The organism is Tenacibaculum profundi, from assembly GCF_052050075.1.
Lineage (GTDB): Bacteria > Bacteroidota > Bacteroidia > Flavobacteriales > Flavobacteriaceae > Polaribacter.
This window is the reverse complement of record NZ_CP197225.1, coordinates 1,787,336-1,802,226: the sequence shown is the minus strand read 5'-3', so window position 1 is coordinate 1,802,226 and position 14,891 is coordinate 1,787,336. Positions and strand designations below refer to the sequence as shown.

The window sequence follows — 14,891 nt, the reverse complement described above, 5'->3', positions numbered from 1 at the left end:
TATACTAATTACTTTTTTTATTATACTTTTTACTGATTTTCTTTTTAAACTAAGAATTCGTTAATATTAAATACCCTTCCATCAAAAAAGCATATTCAATCGTAAATATTGAAAATAGAAGGTTCTAATGATATTTAAAGTTTATAGTATGATCGATTTCCAATTTAATCAATAATGTTAAAAAAAATGCATACTTATTCATGGATAAATTCAGTTTCACAAAGAAAAATTAAAAACTTTTCCAATATAAGTATGACTCATTGAAGAAGTGACATTTTATTCTTCTAATACTTGTTTTTCTATAAAAATGCTGAAGAGGCATTATTACAGATTATTGAACTGTATTATTTAAAGTAGTTGATAGTTCTGTTGTATTTATTTTATTAACGATTTGTAGTTTTCGAGGAATAAATATTTTTTTAATATTTATTATATTTTAATATGAGCTTCCCTATTGATTCATAAAATTTTCTTTAAATTTTATTTTGTTAAATAGAGTTTTTTCGAGAAGGTACTATTACAACGTCATCTATAGACAATAGCATTATTTCAATAAAGTTAGTATTGTTTTATAGTTAACCCTTAAGTAGGGTTGAAATAGAATACAATTATATATATTATTAAAAATAAATTAGTCATTTAAGTTGCTTCATGTTTATTGTAAACATATTTTAAAAGAATAATTCATTATGATCTAGCCTTTTTTGTATCAAGTGGCAACTAATTCCTACGTTACAAGTATATTTCTTTGAGTGAAAAGCCTTTTTACTTGACTTGTTTGTTGGTCACTAATATTTTCCATTATTGTTAGTTTTTCACATTAATTTATTATACTAAAAACGATCCTCTTTTTTTGTTAAAGAGAATCGTTTTTGCAATACAAGCTTATAAACTAATTTATTTGATTGCTATTATGGCACTAGAAGGTCCAGTTAAAGGCATTTTAGATGTTTCTCTGAAGCCACATTCTTTCGCCCAAACATCGAAGTCAGCAGATGAAAAGTCAAATCCTTCAAGTGTTTCTAAATTCATGTGTAATGACATCAGTAAACCAAAGGCGTTTTCGTTTCTATTATCATCAATGATATTTTCAATAACCACCAATGCTCCTCCAGAAGGTAGGGCATCATAGGCCTTTTTTATCAGCATTTTTTTATCTTTAATTCCCCAATCATGAAGAATATTTCCCATTGTAATAACATCAGCTTTTGGAAGCTTATCTTTAAAGAAATCACCAGACAATGCTGAAACTTTTTCATTTAAGTTCATGCTATTAATATTTTCTGATGCAACAGCTGTTACTTTAGGTAAATCAAAAGAGGTACAATGCATGTGCTCATTATTCAATGCTACCTGAGTAGAGAGTTCCCCTCCAGCACCTCCAACATCACAAAGAGTTTTATATGATGAAAAATCAAAAGTTTTTGAAAACATCATAAAATTTCCCATTTGAATACCAGCCATGGCTTTTAAAAATTCTTTCAATTTTTTTTCTTCAGAATATAACATTTCAAATATTGGAATCCCACCATTTTTCGTTTCATTTTGGGGTTTTCCTGTTTTTAATCCTTCTTCTAGGTTACCCCAAATTTGGTATATTCTATTATTGGTCATTTCAAGCATTCCTCCAACGTACGATGGCTTCTTTTTATCGAGAAACAGATTAGATTCTTCAGAGTTACTGTAAATAGATGATTCTTTTAAGCCTTTTCTGTTCAAAAAACCTAGTGCAACTAAAGTATCTAAAAAATCATAAAGCCCTCTTCCATTCAGCGCTAGTTTTGATTTAATGGCCTCTCCAGATAGCTCTTCTTTGGCTAAGTGAGTGAACAATTCCATGTTAACAGCTGTTAAAAGGGTTTTTGAAGCCCAAAATCCCATCCCGATTTCCATGATTCGAGAGGGGGTAATTTGTGTTTTAATATCCATTTTTATATTTGTTATTTATTCACACTAACGATTTGTGATGAATACTTATTTTTTAAGATCTAAATCTATGCAAAAAATACTTTAACTCGTAATTAAATTCTTTTTAAGTAATTAGGTTTTTTTTATTGAAAAAAACAAGGTTATTAGATAGGTTCTTTGTCATGTTAAATAATAAAGAATACGGTCGCATTATCTACAACTTTAGATTAGGAAGAGGCCTTTATAAAAGCGAAAGAATTATAAATTAGATCTCTAATATTTTCACTAAATTTCTTTGCAATTTAATTTTACCTTGTCTTTCAAGTGATTTTAGAAGTCGAGAAACAACTACCCTTGAAGTATGTAAGTCATTTGCAATTTCTTGATGGGTCACATTAATTGAATCATTATGGTTGACCAGAGCTTTGTCTCTTAGGTATTTAAATAGTCGTTGGTCCATATTTAGAAAAGCAATGGTGTCTACAGCCTCTACAAATTCTTGAAGTCTATTATGATAGCTTTGCAGAATGAATTCTTGCCATGTTTTGTATTTGCTTAGCCATTCACTCATTTTTTCTTTGGGTATCATTAACAATTTGATATCAGTTTCAGCAACAGCTCTAATTTTACTTTTGGTTTGCCCAACACAGCAAGATAATGTTACAGCGCAAGTATCTCCTTTTTCAAGATAATATAACACAAGTTCGTCCCCATTTACATCTTCTCTTAAAATTTTTATGGCTCCTTCAAGTAATAAAGGGATTGAAATAATAGAGCTATTTGTATTAATAATAGTTGTCTGAGATTTAAATTCCTTATAAATACCGATTGAGTGTATTTCATTAATTAATTCTTCTTCGAACAAATAGCCATAATTAAGCCTTAATTCTTTTATCAATGGTAATGTTTTTGTATATTCTTGAATGGTTTGGTCAATAAAGGTACTTAATATTATTTTAAAATATCACTATCTATGAGAAATAAACTCAGTTTTCTTGAGAAAAGAGTGCGAAAATTGTTGTAGTTTTAAAATGACAGATGATTATTAGTTATATTTTATAAAAAGTATCGAGTACTAGTATTTTTATCTACTTTTATAATTTTCTACTCTTTTTTTAGCATCCTACGGGTTAATTCTTGATTTTCTTTATTAAATATTTTAAGAATGTATATGTCACTTTTTAAGTTGCTTAGGTTTGGTAATTTGAAGCAATCTTTACCTTTTTCTAAAGTAACATTAACGTCTATTTTTTTGTTTCCAAAGCTATCGAACAATTGAATTTTATATTCATTACATACGCCTGAAACCCAGCGGATATTTAAATGGTTTCGGAAAGGAACAGGATAAATATCAATTTTTTTTTCTTTTTTTTCGAAAGTATTTTGATTACCTGGAAAATCGTATTTAATTACATGCTCAATACAATATTCAGCAATAGCTGTAATCGATATATACGGATTAACACCCAATGATCCAGGTATAAGTGATCCGTCTGTAATGTAGATACCAGAAGTCCCTTTTAACCGACCATATTCATCAGTTGCTTTTCCTAGCACACAGCCACCAAGTGGATGGTAGCAGATATATTCACCAACGCCTTTATCAAACAATAATGAAGCTATTGTTCCGCCATTAGCATTATTCATGTTATAAATAAATTGTTTCACGTTTTTAACCATATGGTTGGTATGTGTTTTTCCCCATTTTAGAATTAACATTTTTCTTTTATTATCATATAGTATTTCACCGTGTTTCTTTAGTTTGTTAATAACTAGAAATAAAGATGTCCATGTTTCCATTCCAATAGGTAGGGGGGCAATTTCAGCTAAAATAGCATCATCATTATCGGTCCATCCATCTATGGCAGCAACAGGAATTGTGGATTGACTTGCTCCTGTACCCCCTTTGACAAAATTTCTTCCAGTCATTACATTACCATTATTACCCCAAAGTTTACCAAGAAAATTATTATTACAATTTAAGGTATTCATTGCCTTAGATTTTAGTAATAGCTCTGTAGTACCAATACTTCCTGCACCAAGAAATAGCTTGTTTGTTAAAAAATGGATAGTTTCAATGGTTGTGCCTATTGTATTTATTTTGTTTACTTTAATTTTATATTGTCCATTACTTAGTTGAATAATTTGTTCTGCCTTATGCAAAGCTAAAATGGTTACATTTCCTGTTTCTAATGCTTTTTTTAAATAATTCTTCGTTAAATCTTTTTTACCATAATTATTACCGTAAATAACTTCATTATCAAGGGCAGACTTAGGAACTTCGTTTTTTTCTTCCATTTGTATGTAGTTAAAATCATAACTACTTGGGATTTTAACAGTTTTGTAGCCAGCTTTTCTAGCTTGCCGTTCGCCTGTTCTTGAAAATTTGTAATAGCTAGAGGAATTATAATATTGTTCAGGTATTATAGTTGTATCTAATTCGGAATGAGCAAGAGGAAAATACTTATTAAAAAATAGGGCTGAGTCTAGATTAGGAAATATCTCTTCAAAATATTCTTTTTTAGGGGTTACAGCCATTCCTCCATTTACTAATGAGCCACCACCGACTCCTCTTCCTAGATAAATCCTAATGTTCTCAAAGTCCATTCTGTCTAGTATTCCTGTAAATTTCTGAAAAGTTCTAAAATTTCCGAAAGGGGCTATTGTTGTATTTTTTAACCAGGTAGAATGTTTTGTAGCCCAGCTCATTTTACTAAAAGGAATTCCAGATGATTTCCAGTCTAATCCCATTTCAAGCATGAGACATTTTATGCCTGCTTGAGATAGTCTGAGTGCTGTTACAGAGGCGCCATATCCTGTTCCAATAATGATGGCTTCAAAGACATTTCCATCCTTTAATTCATTTTTCTTATATGCTTTGCCAAAAATAGTATTGCAAAATAATAATCCTGTAGCTCCGAGGGCTGTAGTTCTTATAAAATCATTTCTATTCATAATATCTTTAATATGAATATAAAAAATACATTATTTTAGTTCTTTAGTTAGTTGTTTTTTTGATTTTTTTAGCAACTATAAATGTAGAAAGATGTATTTATTTCGGTGATTACTCTTAATATATAGAGGGCGTTAGTGTTTAATGTTTTGATAGGGTGTTGATTGAGTGGCTGAGAGTAGTTTTTAATGAATTGGCTTTAATGATTGTAGATGGATTATTAATCTGTTATAGATAACTATTGTTTTCCTTTTGAAATTGAAGCTTCGATCAACTAAAACACTTTCTAGTCTAGTTCTCAAATCATCAATAGCTTCTATTGGTTTTCACTTTTGAAAACATAGATTCTACTAACTATAACGTTTGCTTTGCTATCAACTATTTTAATTGCATTAAAACCGTCTATTCCCCCATTTATTTGAATTAATGCTGAAGTTTTATTAAAATATTTTCCATGCTTAATTAAATATTTCAATTGGTCTAGTTTTTTGCATGTGTTTTCAATGAATGATTTTCCTTCAAACCCTGAATTAGTACTCATAATACAAATTAGGTCAAACTTATGAAGAGTATTTTCTATAACGGAGACAGGAGGCGTTCATAGCAACTCCAGTTTTTATAGCATTTGCTTTTATAGATTAAATGGTTCTATGCAATGATTACAAATATCATAGTGAACATTTTGTGTATTATCACTTAAATCAATAAATATTTTAATATATTTATCTTACTCAGCAGCCACTAGCTGTAAGTTAATGGTTCTTTGCAAGCATTGAAATAGATTTAAGAACAGGAATTTCAAAAGATTTTTGAGGAACGAAACAGCATTCGTAATACCTATATCTATATGAATCTAATTAGCTTTACTCTTGCTAACTATCTCAATGTTTTTGCATGTCTCCAGGTCATTTGCAAAAGTTGAAACAGTAATAATTTACATGAAATTTTGAGTTTAGTAAAAAAAATTATTTAAATTGTTCGGTTAACCATTGTTTTTAAATTCTGAATAGTTTCCATTGGCTCTTTACTTTTGAAAACAAAGCTTCCAGCAACTAAAACATCTGCGCCAGCATCAATTAGTTTATTTGCATTTTTATCGGTTACACCGCCATCTATTTCGATCAACGTCGTAGCTTTACTAAATTCTATTAAGTTTTTTAATTGACCTATTTTTTTATACGTATTTTCAATGAACGACTGTCCTCCAAATCCCGGATTAACACTCATAACACAAACTAGGTCGAGATCAGTAATAATATCTTCAAGGACTGCGATAGGGGTATGCGGATTTAAAGCTACTCCAGCCTTCATGCCATTTGCCTTTATCGATTGAATAGTTCTATGTAAATGAGTACAAGCTTCATAATGAACAGTCAGTATATTAGCGCCTAAATCAGCAAATGTTTTAATGTATCTATCTGGTTCAACAATCATTAAATGCACATCAATAGTTTTCTTTGCGTGCTTTGAGATAGACTTAAGAACAGGCATTCCAAAAGATATATTAGGAACGAAAACCCCGTCCATTATGTCTATATGAAACCAATCCGCTTCACTTTTGTTAACTAATTCGATGTCTTTTTGTAGGTTGGCAAAATCAGCAGCTAAAATTGAAGGGGCAATAAGTTTTTCCATTTATTTAATAGTTATTGTGTTGTATTGTTTGTTTTGAATTACAAAAATACATGAAATTTTTAATTTGAAAATTTCTCCGAGACTAAAGAAATATAACAATTAACTTTTTGATAGTGTAGTTTTTAATAGAGGGGCTTTTTCTAAAAAAAGCGAATAGTTATTGTAACTATTCGCTTTAATTTAAATATTTTTATTATTGAAGTTAACCAAGATAAGTCATTAAAATTTTACTACGAGATGTATGTTTTAATCTTCGTATGGCCTTTTCTTTAATCTGACGCACACGCTCCCTGGTTAAATCAAAGGTCTCGCCGATTTCTTCTAGAGTCATTGGTTGATGCTCTCCTAATCCAAAATATAATTTTACGACATCTGCTTCACGTGGAGTTAATGTTTCTAATGCACGATTAATCTCTATGCGTAACGATTCATGTAATAATGTTTTATCTGGATTTGGTGATTCACCAGAGTTTAATACATCATATAAATTTGAATCCTCTCCTTCAATTAAAGGAGCGTCCATAGATACATGACGACCAGAATTTTTCATTGACTCTTTAACATCATTAACAGTCATATCTAATTTTTTAGCAATTTCCTCAGCACTTGGTGGGCGCTCATTTTCTTGCTCTAAAAAAGCATACATTTTATTGATTTTATTGATAGAGCCAATTTTATTTAGTGGTAAGCGTACAATTCGAGATTGTTCAGCTAAAGCTTGAAGTATTGATTGACGTATCCACCAAACTGCATATGATATAAATTTAAAACCACGAGTTTCATCAAAACGTTTTGCAGCTTTTATCAAACCTAAATTACCTTCATTAATTAAATCAGGTAGTGTTAGGCCTTGATTTTGATACTGTTTAGCAACAGAAACTACAAAACGAAGGTTCGCTTTAGTTAATTTTTCTAAAGCTCTTTGGTCACCTGCCTTTATCCGTTGTGCTAGTTCTACCTCTTCATCTGCGGTGATCAAATCTACTTTACCAATTTCTTGTAAGTATTTGTCTAATGAAGCTGTTTCCCTGTTAGTAACTTGTTTTGTAATTTTAAGCTGTCTCATGTAATTAGGCTCGTATTTATTGTTAATTAAATAATGCTCTCTATTAACTAATACGTAGCAATGAAAATAAATGTTACAAAAGTTTTTGATTTTTTTAAAAAAAATCTATTTGTGGTTAAATATTTGTTAATTTTGTGGGGTTATAGAGTGAAAATGTGACTGTTTTGAGAAGTAAGTGTCTTAAATATAAAAAGTCTAAACAAAAAATTAACTGAACTTAGCCGTTGAAGAGTACTAATCTTACAAAAATAAGTGACGAAGAGTTGGTTATAAAAATAGTAGAAAAAAATGATACTCATTTGTTTGCTGTTTTATATGATCGCTATGCAGGTCTTGTTTATAACAAGTGCTATGGCTTTTCCAATAGTAAAGAGGAAGCGCAAGATCTAACACATGACCTTTTCATTCGTTTATTTGTTAAATTGCGTACTTTTAAAGGTAAATCAAAATTTTCTACTTGGTTATATTCTTTTACCTACAATTTTTGTGTAAATTATGTTCAACGTAATAGTGCAAAGAGAAAAGAAAGAGTAACAATTGTTACTGATCAAATCAAGGAGGAAGATAATGGTTTAGATGAAATAGATGATGCAGCTCTATTTGAGCTAAAGTCGGATAAATTAGCAAAGGCACTCGAACTAATTTCTCCTGCTGAGAAAATGATTTTATTAATGAAATATCAAGACGATATGAGTATAAAAGAAATAGCAGGCGTGTTAGAGTTAGGAGAAAGTGCTGTTAAGATGCGCTTAAAACGAGCAAAAGCGAAGGTTGTAGAAACGTATAACGAGTTGTAATTATTATGGATAATCCATTTAAAAAAATATTACATAACGAAGAATTGCCAAAAGTACTAAAAGAAAAGGTGCTTAATGATGTGGCAATGATAAAGCTTTCTATAGATGTAGCGGATTTGTTTGTTGTCAAATATCCCAATACAATTGTTGATTTACTCAGTGGAGGAGGGGCACCACCTCCAGACAACGAAGATAACACAGAAGAAATTACGGATTAATATCATAAACTACTAAACTAATACTATTATGATCTCTTTACAATTAGACATTTTGAAACCATTTAAAAATACATTTGAGGGAATAATTGAATCACTACCCAAAGTTGTTGGTTTTATCTCATTTGTTATTTTCTCTTGGTTAATCATAAAGCTTTTTTTATATATTGTGAGGAAGGCTTTAGCAAAAACTAAGATAGATGAATGGTCAAAAAAATTAAGTAACACGAAAATTTTTGGAGATACTACCATTAATATCGTACTTACCAACATAATATTAGCTGTTTTAAAATGGTTTTTAATTTTCATATTTGTAATGGTTGGCGCGGAAATGTTTGGTCTAGATGGAGTTTCTAACGGGATCAAAAGCTTTTTTGCCTATTTGCCAAAATTACTAACTGCTATAGGTATTTTTCTTGCTGGTGCTTACTTAGGAACTGTTGTAAAAAAGGCAATTCAATCTATGTTTAAATCTCTAGAGATAACAGGAGGTAATTTAGTTGGTAATATCGCTTTTTATTTAATTGTAGTTTTTTTATCAATAACGGCACTAGATCAGGCAGGAGTTGATACATCAATTATAAAGAGTAACTTAACTCTATTGATAGGCTCAATATTATTAGCTTTTACAATTGCATTCGGACTAGGAGCAAGAGATGCTGTTGGTAGATTATTGTTTGGATATTATTCAAGAAAAAATATAGGCATAGGTGAGCACATTAGAGTTGATGAAATTGAGGGAGTTGTGGTAGCTATTGACAATATATGTATTACTTTAAAAACCAATAAAGGAAAGGTTATTTTGCCCATTAAAGATGTAGTTGATAGCAAAATAATTTTTGAAAAATAAAAAATGTATATTTGCATATCTATCAGTTTGAAATTTATGAAATTGAAACTGAGAGAAATAACGATAGATTTCGGGGGACTTCTATCTAATAGTAAAGTTTTTTAGCTTTACATATTTACATGAAAAGGCTGTCTTTTAAAAGACAACCTTTTCTTTTTTAGTAGGTGCTTTATATTATATTTTTTCTTTGAAAGTGACTTCATATGAAATAATGTGTCCTAATCTTATAAGATAGATTTCGGGGGAAACTCTATCTAAATAAGGTAAAAAAGGTTTGTGTCCTTTTTTTAGAAGAATGGCTCTCAATAATATTGAGAGCCATTCGTAATTTTTTGTAATAGATGTATAATATTATTTAGAAATCTTTTATTCGAATGCTAAATTTAAGAATACTCCTCTTGTACCGAGAAAATCAATTGGATCTGTCCATGGACTATTAGGACTATTATCATAAATTATTTCATTAGAAATAGCAAAAACACCTCGTATGGAAGGAGAAAATTTAAAGTAATTCAGGTACAAGTCTATACCAATGCCCAATTCATAGGTGATATTGCTCGTTTTTGTTCTAAAATTTCCAGCAAAATTATCATCGCTGTTGTTTTGGTTACTTGAGAAGTTATAATCGTAAGCAATACCGCCTAAAACATAAGGTCTAATGTTGTTAATTCTATTGGTACTTGCCTTTAAAATTAGAGGTAAATGAAGGAATGTAGTTCCTACTTCTCTTGTTCTCCGGTTTTCATTAACTTCAGGCATATGTTTGAAAATAAGCGTTTTTGTATTGGACATTAATCCAGGTTCAAATCTTAGATTTAAATTATTATGAAGTCTTAAATCACCAATCAAACCTACATTGAAACCAACGGATGGCTGTACCTCTACCTGAGGATTGTCTACAAAGCTAGGTTTGTAGGATACCTTATAGCCATTTGTATTCATTCCTAAGTAAAAACCATAATGGAATAAAGGTTTATCAAAACTTGGAAGGTTTAGAACTTTCTCTCTTTGACCAAGCGTTTTATAAGTTGAACTACAAAGTATTATAAAAACTATAAATTTTCTTAACATAATTATTTAAAAGCTGTATATATTGATGCAACTCCAAAAGTTACGGGTAAATTCTTTGCCTCTTTAAACCCATTTTTTTGCAAAATATTGTTGAAGGCCTGTCCAAAAGGAAAAGAATTTGCACTTTTTGATAAATATGAATAAGCAACCCTATCTTTTGAAAACAATTTTCCTATGGTAGGTAAAATATAATTAGTGTATAAACGATAACCTTGTTTAAATGGAAATTTGGTAGGATTAGAAGTTTCTAAAACAACAAACTGCCCTCCTGGTTTTAATACTCTCAAGATTTCCTGAAGCCCCTTGTTGAGGTTTTCAAAATTTCTCACGCCAAATGAGACTGTTATGGCATCAAATGTATCATCTTCAAAAGGTATATTTTCACTATCACCTACAACCATTTTAATTTTATGGTCTAAGTTTGCTTTTTTGATTTTAGATTTGCCTACTTCCAGCATTCCTTGGGAAATATCTAATCCTATAATACGATCGGGATTTAAGTTCGTCATCATAAGAGCTAAATCACCTGTGCCAGTGGCGATATCTAAGATCTGCTTTGGAGATTTTTTTCCAACAATTTTAACAACTTTCTTTCTCCAACTAATATCAATACCCATTGATATTACTCGGTTTAGACCATCGTATTCTTTGGATATATTGTCAAACATCTGAGCAACTTGCTCTTTTTTTCCTAAATTAGAATTTTTGTAAGGTTTAATTTGCTTAGACATAATTTTTTTTGAATTATCCATTAATGGCAACAACTTCATTTACTTGATTGGGCAACATTTCTTTTAGCATTGTTTCTATGCCATTTTTCAAAGTAATGGTAGAAGAAGGGCAACCACTACATGCTCCTTGTAAGATAACATTCACTTGTTTTTGTTCTCGATCGTAAGATTTAAATGCAATATTTCCACCATCTGAAGCAACGGCGGGTTTTATATATTCATCCAAAATAGCAACTATTTTTGTTTCAATATCAGAGAGATTAGTTTTTTCTTCAGTCTTTTGAGTTGTTTCTTTTTTAATTTCAGGGAGCTTGGAAATAATAGTCTTTCCTTCTAAGAGATAATTTCTTATAAAAGCTCTTATATCATGGTATACTTCATTCCATTCGACCATATCATACTTCATAATTGAAATATAATTTTCAGAAATAAAAATTTCTTTCACAAATGGGAAACTGAAAAGCTCTTGCGCTAAAGGGGAGGATTTACTAGCCTCATCAATATTTTTTAATTCCACATCTGTTTGTGTAAGCGCTTTGTTGGTTCCAAACTTCATTACACTAGGGTTTGGAGTTACTTCAGCATAAACTTCAATAGGCTCTTTCTTTTCAGTATTTTCTTTGACAACAGGGTTGCCTTTTTTTATGTAGGCCTCAATTTGTTCCTTTACTTCTTCAGCAACATCATCCCATTGCACTATGTCATAACGTTGAATAGCAATAAAATTTGCCGTTACAAATACTTTTTTAACAAAAGGTAAATAAAATAGTTGCTGAGCCAAAGAAGAGTTCTTAGCCTCATCAATATTATTGTATTCATAACTTCCACCATTTATTAAAATACTGCTACTAACAAATTTAATAATGGTTTCGTTACTAGTTTCTTGAATGTTTATTTTAACTGAGTCCATATCTTTCTGAATGAAATGCAAAATTACGGTAAAAAACTGAGAAATAATAACAAGAAGAGACCCGTAATAGAGGGTCTCTTTTATAATTATTTGTGTTTTGATTACAAGTTTATGGTAAGTGTTCCTGAGATTCTTGAAGTATCGTTGTCAAGAATAATGTCTCCAGGATTATATATTGATTCAAATTCTTGGTTTTCAAATTTACTGTAAGATAGGTCAATTTTCATATTTCCAAAATTATAACCTAACCCTGTTGAAAAACCTCTGATATTATCATCATTTGTATTTCCACCAATTGCTACCAAAAGGTTAGGATTTTTAGAATAATGATAACCACCTCTAATACTTAGCCTGTCAAAACGCCATTCTGTACCTAAATTAAAAGAGTGGGTTGCTCTGTAGTTTGAGTTAAAATTTTGATTTGCATCAATGAAAGTAGAAGAATTTTCTCTATACTTTATGTTTGGATAATCTTTGTATGTATAATCAAAACTTATTAAACCTTGCTTTCCAATAATATAAGCGCCGCTAGCTGTGATTCTACTATTAGTTCTAAACCTGTAAATAGCTCCTTCTTCTATCGGTACAGCACGAGTTTTAAAAAAATCTAAATCTTTTACTTCTTCATGTATTAGGTCTTCAGCATAATCTTCTTGTATTTCATTAAACCAGGTTGGAGTTTCGTAAGCGAGCCCAAATCTTAAATTATGATTGAATTTATAAATAAAACCTAAGCCTAAAGAAAAACCATTTCCTTGTATATATGAATCAATTAAATTATCGGCGATTAATATGTTTCCATTTCTATCATCATTCTTTTCTATTAAATGAGATATCCTGTTTAAGTTTAAATCATGAAAATTAAGAGAAACACCAACAAAAAGCTTATTATCATGTACTGCTGAAAGTCCAAAATTAATAACACTTGATTTTCCTCTTTTTTCAACTGAAAAATCTTGCTCCAACGATCTATCAAATTGATTTTTATTTATTTCTAAATCATCTAGGTGTTCGCTATTGTATAAAAATTGACTGTTTCCTGCGACTCTATAGAAAGAATTAAAATTACTTTTGACATTATAGTTAACAGTAAAAGCGACTCTTTTCCATTCTGTTGAATTGGTGCTAAAAGTGAATATGGCGCCAGCTTGTGATAGATTAAAAGAATCATTGAATGAATTTGAAGAATTCCCATAGTATATAGAAGCATAGTCCGAATTTAAATGACTTAAGGAAACCGATGCTGTACTTGATAAAGAAACAGCACTACCTGCTGGGTTGATTCTAAATGCAGAAAGATCACCTCCAAGAGCCCCAAAAGCACCACTCATAGCTTCAAATCTAGCAGTCCCGTAATTATCATCTTGTGAAAATAGTAAACCAAGTTGGTTGTAGTTTAATCTTTGAAATTCAAAATCTTGTGAAAAACTACTTAGCGAGGAACTAAGTAAAATTCCTAATAATACTAATTTTTTCATTACTGTAATTTTTAAAATATAAACTGTAATTATATTGCGTAGTTAGTTTAAATTATTTAAAGTTTTTAGTTTCTCCTACTTCTAGATCGAGAACTAGACCTTCCTGAAGAGTAACTTCTTGAGGAACTACCCCTTCTTGATGGTGAGTAGTTTGAAGATCTCCTTGATCTTGAAGGAGAGTAGTTTCTTGAGGAATTGTTATTCTTTGATCTGGAAGGTGTATACGTTCTAGAGCGGGTTCTTCTTTTTGAAGGAGTATAGTTACGATTAGAATTACTTCTTGATCTTGAAAAATTTCTGTTTGATGATCTACCTGTTGAATTTCTATAGGTTCTTGAAGATCTTCGGTTAATACTGCCGTGTCTTCTTGAGGATCTTATATTTCGACTATTTCTATATACATTTGAAGAACGTCTAGAGGTTATAGCTCGTCTTGTATAATGACCTCTGTAGTTATTATAGCCTCTCCTTGCTCCCATTCGATAGTAGTTAGCATTTCTTCTATTACCATAAAAATATCTACGATTTGCATATCCATATGGAGGGCAATAATTATTCCATCCCCATCTATTTCCATATATATAACGCCCTCTCCACCAGCGATTATTCCAGCCCCAATTATTCCAACCCCAATCATTCCAACCATATCCCCAGTTATTCCAGCCCCAGTTATTCCAGCCCCAATTATTCCAACCCCAATCATTCCAACCATATCCCCAGTTATTCCAGCCCCAATTCGGATTGGTATTAACATTGATAACAACATCATTGTCATCTGAATGATAACCCCAAGGAGCATATGAGTTATAACTTCTATTGATTTCTTCGGTTTCAGTATCAAAGTTGTTTTCTAGTTCGAAATCATCATCAGTATCAGACTTATAATTATCAATGTCTGTAAAAATATCTGTTCCGTTCAGTAGTCCAATTCTTTCTAATTCTTTAGAAAAATAATTATCTTCATTTTTTTGAAACTCATTATCACTGGGTGTTATTATACTATTCCTTTGTGATTCATGTTGAGCCAGAGGTTCATCGTTATAAATACCATCGTTGTTAGAAACGGTTTGCATCGTACCACAAGAAGCTAATAAAATCGATATAATGAATAAAATGAATTTTGGGTAAAAAAATCTGGATTTGGTGTATTTTGGTATCATGTTAGGACTTTTTTATAGTTGAACGAATTACTTTTCTTTTACATTGCGTTGCAAAAAAATATTTTTTGTTGGGCTTATTACCTTTTTAACGTAGTTTTGCACCTACAATTTACGCAT

The 14,891-nt window shown here is 30.6% G+C and carries 14 protein-coding genes; 3 read left to right on the top strand and 11 right to left on the bottom strand.

From position 1 onward, the window contains the following. Window positions 1-897: 897 nt before the first annotated feature. The 6 genes from ACSIGE_RS07370 to ACSIGE_RS07345 form a co-directional block, all read right to left on the bottom strand. Complete coding sequence (locus ACSIGE_RS07370; protein WP_440882111.1) at window positions 898-1,929, bottom strand: methyltransferase; 1,032 nt, start codon at window positions 1,927-1,929, stop codon at window positions 898-900. Window positions 1,930-2,173: 244 nt separating this feature from the next. Next, window positions 2,174-2,806 carry a Crp/Fnr family transcriptional regulator gene (locus tag ACSIGE_RS07365; RefSeq protein ID WP_440882110.1) on the bottom strand — a complete coding sequence of 211 codons (633 nt, stop codon included), beginning with the start codon at window positions 2,804-2,806 and terminating at the stop codon, window positions 2,174-2,176. A gap of 206 nt (window positions 2,807-3,012) precedes the next feature. Continuing rightward, the gene (locus tag ACSIGE_RS07360) at window positions 3,013-4,863 is read right to left on the bottom strand and encodes a GMC oxidoreductase (RefSeq protein ID WP_440882109.1); all 1,851 of its coding nucleotides are present in this window, start codon (window positions 4,861-4,863) and stop codon (window positions 3,013-3,015) included. Window positions 4,864-5,177: 314 nt separating this feature from the next. Beyond that, window positions 5,178-5,441, bottom strand: coding sequence for a hypothetical protein (locus ACSIGE_RS07355; RefSeq protein ID WP_440882192.1), 264 nt, complete (start codon window positions 5,439-5,441; stop codon window positions 5,178-5,180). A gap of 389 nt (window positions 5,442-5,830) precedes the next feature. Then, window positions 5,831-6,496 (bottom strand): ribulose-phosphate 3-epimerase, encoded by a 666-nt coding sequence (gene rpe, locus ACSIGE_RS07350; protein WP_440882108.1) that lies wholly within the window; start codon window positions 6,494-6,496, stop codon window positions 5,831-5,833. A gap of 202 nt (window positions 6,497-6,698) precedes the next feature. Then, window positions 6,699-7,562: a sigma-70 family RNA polymerase sigma factor gene (locus ACSIGE_RS07345; protein ID WP_028891227.1), complete on the bottom strand. Its 864-nt coding sequence runs from the start codon at window positions 7,560-7,562 to the stop codon at window positions 6,699-6,701. 224 nt (window positions 7,563-7,786) lie between these two features. On the opposite strand from ACSIGE_RS07345, the gene ACSIGE_RS07340 reads away from it, so the two are divergent. The 3 genes from ACSIGE_RS07340 to ACSIGE_RS07330 are packed head-to-tail and all read left to right on the top strand — an operon-like array spanning window position 7,787 to window position 9,424. Next, window positions 7,787-8,359 (top strand): RNA polymerase sigma factor, encoded by a 573-nt coding sequence (locus tag ACSIGE_RS07340; protein ID WP_440882107.1) that lies wholly within the window; start codon window positions 7,787-7,789, stop codon window positions 8,357-8,359. A gap of 5 nt (window positions 8,360-8,364) precedes the next feature. After that, window positions 8,365-8,577, top strand: a complete 213-nt coding sequence (locus ACSIGE_RS07335; protein ID WP_440882106.1) for a hypothetical protein — start codon at window positions 8,365-8,367, stop codon at window positions 8,575-8,577. A 28-nt stretch (window positions 8,578-8,605) separates the two neighbouring features. Beyond that, a complete protein-coding gene (locus tag ACSIGE_RS07330) occupies window positions 8,606-9,424 on the top strand; it encodes a mechanosensitive ion channel family protein (RefSeq protein WP_440882105.1) in 819 nt (272 codons plus the stop codon). Window positions 9,425-9,790: 366 nt separating this feature from the next. Here ACSIGE_RS07330 and ACSIGE_RS07325 read toward each other — a convergent pair whose 3' ends face one another. From ACSIGE_RS07325 to ACSIGE_RS07305, 5 genes are all read right to left on the bottom strand, one after another. Beyond that, window positions 9,791-10,495 carry a porin family protein gene (locus ACSIGE_RS07325; protein ID WP_440882104.1) on the bottom strand — a complete coding sequence of 235 codons (705 nt, stop codon included), beginning with the start codon at window positions 10,493-10,495 and terminating at the stop codon, window positions 9,791-9,793. Between the two features lie 2 nt (window positions 10,496-10,497). Beyond that, window positions 10,498-11,226 (bottom strand): bifunctional demethylmenaquinone methyltransferase/2-methoxy-6-polyprenyl-1,4-benzoquinol methylase UbiE, encoded by a 729-nt coding sequence (ubiE, locus tag ACSIGE_RS07320; RefSeq protein WP_440882103.1) that lies wholly within the window; start codon window positions 11,224-11,226, stop codon window positions 10,498-10,500. Between the two features lie 13 nt (window positions 11,227-11,239). Further along, on the bottom strand, window positions 11,240-12,136 hold the full coding sequence (locus ACSIGE_RS07315; protein WP_440882102.1) for a NifU family protein: 897 nt from the start codon (window positions 12,134-12,136) through the stop codon (window positions 11,240-11,242). A 101-nt stretch (window positions 12,137-12,237) separates the two neighbouring features. Continuing rightward, the gene (locus ACSIGE_RS07310; RefSeq protein ID WP_440882101.1) at window positions 12,238-13,614 is read right to left on the bottom strand and encodes an OmpP1/FadL family transporter; all 1,377 of its coding nucleotides are present in this window, start codon (window positions 13,612-13,614) and stop codon (window positions 12,238-12,240) included. A 65-nt stretch (window positions 13,615-13,679) separates the two neighbouring features. After that, on the bottom strand, window positions 13,680-14,774 hold the full coding sequence (locus tag ACSIGE_RS07305; protein WP_440882100.1) for a hypothetical protein: 1,095 nt from the start codon (window positions 14,772-14,774) through the stop codon (window positions 13,680-13,682). Window positions 14,775-14,891: the final 117 nt, after the last annotated feature.

Coding starts and splice junctions, on each gene's coding strand:
- ACSIGE_RS07325 (WP_440882104.1), bottom strand. CDS start 10,495: ATGTTAAGAAAATTTATAGTTTTTATAATACTTTGTAGTTCAACTTAT.
- ACSIGE_RS07310 (WP_440882101.1), bottom strand. CDS start 13,614: ATGAAAAAATTAGTATTATTAGGAATTTTACTTAGTTCCTCGCTAAGT.
- ACSIGE_RS07330 (WP_440882105.1), top strand. CDS start 8,606: ATGATCTCTTTACAATTAGACATTTTGAAACCATTTAAAAATACATTT.
- ACSIGE_RS07315 (WP_440882102.1), bottom strand. CDS start 12,136: ATGGACTCAGTTAAAATAAACATTCAAGAAACTAGTAACGAAACCATT.
- ACSIGE_RS07345 (WP_028891227.1), bottom strand. CDS start 7,562: ATGAGACAGCTTAAAATTACAAAACAAGTTACTAACAGGGAAACAGCT.
- ACSIGE_RS07305 (WP_440882100.1), bottom strand. CDS start 14,774: ATGATACCAAAATACACCAAATCCAGATTTTTTTACCCAAAATTCATT.
- ubiE (WP_440882103.1), bottom strand. CDS start 11,226: ATGTCTAAGCAAATTAAACCTTACAAAAATTCTAATTTAGGAAAAAAA.
- ACSIGE_RS07370 (WP_440882111.1), bottom strand. CDS start 1,929: ATGGATATTAAAACACAAATTACCCCCTCTCGAATCATGGAAATCGGG.
- ACSIGE_RS07360 (WP_440882109.1), bottom strand. CDS start 4,863: ATGAATAGAAATGATTTTATAAGAACTACAGCCCTCGGAGCTACAGGA.
- ACSIGE_RS07335 (WP_440882106.1), top strand. CDS start 8,365: ATGGATAATCCATTTAAAAAAATATTACATAACGAAGAATTGCCAAAA.
- rpe (WP_440882108.1), bottom strand. CDS start 6,496: ATGGAAAAACTTATTGCCCCTTCAATTTTAGCTGCTGATTTTGCCAAC.